The sequence below is a fragment of the Thioalkalivibrio sp. ALE10 genome (genome assembly GCF_000381385.1).
Lineage (GTDB): Bacteria > Pseudomonadota > Gammaproteobacteria > Ectothiorhodospirales > Ectothiorhodospiraceae > Thioalkalivibrio.
In genome coordinates this window covers 1-2,537 of record NZ_KB906467.1, presented here as the reverse complement: position 1 = coordinate 2,537, position 2,537 = coordinate 1, and the positions used below count along the sequence as shown (strand labels likewise).

At 69.1% G+C, this 2,537-nt stretch carries 1 protein-coding gene; it reads right to left on the bottom strand.

The annotated features are described in order from the left end of the window. Positions 1–242 precede the first annotated feature (242 nt). Positions 243–1,958, bottom strand: coding sequence for a bifunctional sulfate adenylyltransferase/adenylylsulfate kinase (locus F788_RS0113265; RefSeq protein ID WP_019590490.1), 1,716 nt, complete (start codon positions 1,956–1,958; stop codon positions 243–245). Positions 1,959–2,537 lie beyond the last annotated feature (579 nt).

Here is a 2,537-nt window from a genome sequence, read left to right as displayed (position 1 = left end):
GCCAGGGGGCTGGCCTCCTACGGGGTATCCCGGCGGCCCCGGCCCGTAGGAGGCCGGCCCTCCGGCCGATTCACCCCCGGTGGGTTGGCCAGGCCTGATCGGCCAGGGGGCTGGCCTCCTACGGGGTATCCCGGCCCGTGGGAGGCCGGCCCTCCGGCCGATCTGCCCCGGCGGGTTGGCGAGGCCCCGATCGGCCAGGGGGCTGGCCTCCTACCGGTGCCCCGGGCGGGGCGGCGGGCCTCCTACGGGTTGCGGATGAACCCCATGCCTTCCAGCTTGAGGAGGATCCGGTGGGCCGCCTCGTCCGGGCTCATCTCGCGGGTGTCGATCCGCAGCTCCGGGTGCTCCGGCTCTTCGTACGGGTCGTCGATGCCGGTGAATTCCTTGATCAGGCCGGCGCGCGCCTTGGCGTACAGGCCCTTGCGGTCGCGCTGCTCGCAGGTCTCCAGCGGCGTGGCCACGTGGATCTCCAGGAACCCGCCCGCGTCCTCGATGCGCTCGCGCACGCGGCGGCGCATGTCGGTGTAGGGGGCGATGGGCGCGCAGATGGCCACGCCACCGTTCCTGGTGATCTCGCTGGCCACATAGCCGATGCGCTGCACGTTGATGTCGCGGTGCTCGCGCGAGAAGCCCAGCTCGCTGGAGAGCTCCTTGCGCACGATATCGCCGTCCAGCAGCGTGACGGCGCGCCCGCCCAGCTCCATCAGCTTGACCCGCAGCGCGTTGGCGATGGTCGACTTGCCCGAACCCGAAAGCCCGGTGAAGAACACCGTGAAGCCCTGCTGATGGCGCGGCGGAAAGCTGCGGCGCAGCTCGGCCACCACCTCCGGATAGGAGAACCACTCGGGGATGTCCAGCCCCTCGCGCAGGCGCCGGCGGAACTCGGTGCCGGAGAGGTTGAGCACCTCCTCGTCCTCGCGCACCTCGTCGGCCGGCACGTACTCGGCGCGGTCCTCGACGAAGCTCATGGCCTGGAACGGCACCATCTCGATGCCGATCTCGTCGGCGTGCTTCTGGATCAGTTCCTGGGCGTCGTACGGGCCGTAGAAGTCCTCGCCGTCGGAGCCCGGGCCGGGGCCGGCGTGGTCGCGACCGACGATGAAGTGGGTGCAGCCATAGTTGCGGCGGATGATGGCGTGCCACAGCGCCTCGCGCGGGCCGCCCATGCGCATCGCCAGCGGCAGCAGGCTGAGCTGGGTGGTCTGTTCCGGCGCCTGGCGCAGCACGTGCTCGTAGCAGCGCACGCGCACGTAGTGGTCGACGTCGCCGGGCCGGGTCATGCCCACCACCGGGTGGATCAGCAGGTTGGCCTCGGTCTGGCGGGCGGCCATGCGCGTGAGCTCCACATGCGCACGGTGCATGGGATTGCGCGTCTGGAACGCGACCACGCGGTTCCAGCCCAGCTTGCGGAAGTACTCGCGCAGCTCCGCCGGGCTGTAACGATAGTTGCGGAAGTCGTAATGCACCGGGGACTCGACCCCGTGCAGCGTGCCGCCCAGGTACACTGCCCCGGCACGGTTCATCAGGTAGTTGACCGCCGGATGCGCGACGTCGGTGGTGGCGAACACCTGCTGCGCCTCGCGCGCCTTGTCCGGCGTCCAGCGGTCCTCCACGTCCATCACGGCGATCAGCACGCCCTCGGCATCGCGCAGCGCGATGCGCGTGCCCGGCGCCGCCTGCTCGGCGAACGCCTCGCTCACGTCCAGGGTGATGGGCATCGGCCAGAGCTGGGCGTCCGCCAGGCGCATGTTGTCCAGCACGCCGTCGTAGTCGGCCTGCCGCATGAAACCCGTCAGCGGCGAGAAACCGCCGTTCAGCAGCAGCTCCACATCGCAGATCTGACGCTCGGTCAGATCCCAGCTCGGCATCTCCTGCGCCTGCTCCTTGAGCTCGCGCGCGGTGGACTCGTCAACGTAGCGGTCGCAAAGCGTCCCGCCATAGGGGGCAATCAGATCCATGACAGCGTTGTTTCCCGTTGGCCATTAATGGGGTCATCGAATCCGCGAATGGTACCGATTCCACCCCCGCGCGTCTCGGGGCCCGGGCCGGGGCTACTCCGGCTGTTCCGGCTCCCCCGCGCGGAACCACACCGCGCCCGCAAGCAGCGGCACGCTGCCAATCAGCGCCTGGTTATGCCGCATCGCGCAGAGGCCGCGCTCCTACGGCAACCCGACACCCCGTAGGAGGCCGGCCCTCCGGCCGATGGGGGTCTGAACAGGCCCGATCGGCCAGGGGGCTGGCCTCCTGATATGGATTGACCTGTCAACGGTTGGCTGTAGCGTTCGATCGAGACCTCCTGTTTTCCATGCCTTCGAGGCAGGGCACGAGAAGCGGATTGCGACGGTGGATCACTCTGATATACGCGGGTTGGTTACCGACCGGACTTCACTTCGTCGCGGAGCTGCCCTTCTCTACGGGCGAGGGTCAGCCCTTCCGGGGAAGGGGTGCCTCATAGGAGCGCCAGGGGTTCTCCTCACCGGCCTCTCATGCCCTGTCCCGAAGACACGGATGCGGGGTTCATACGTCGGCTGCTGGTG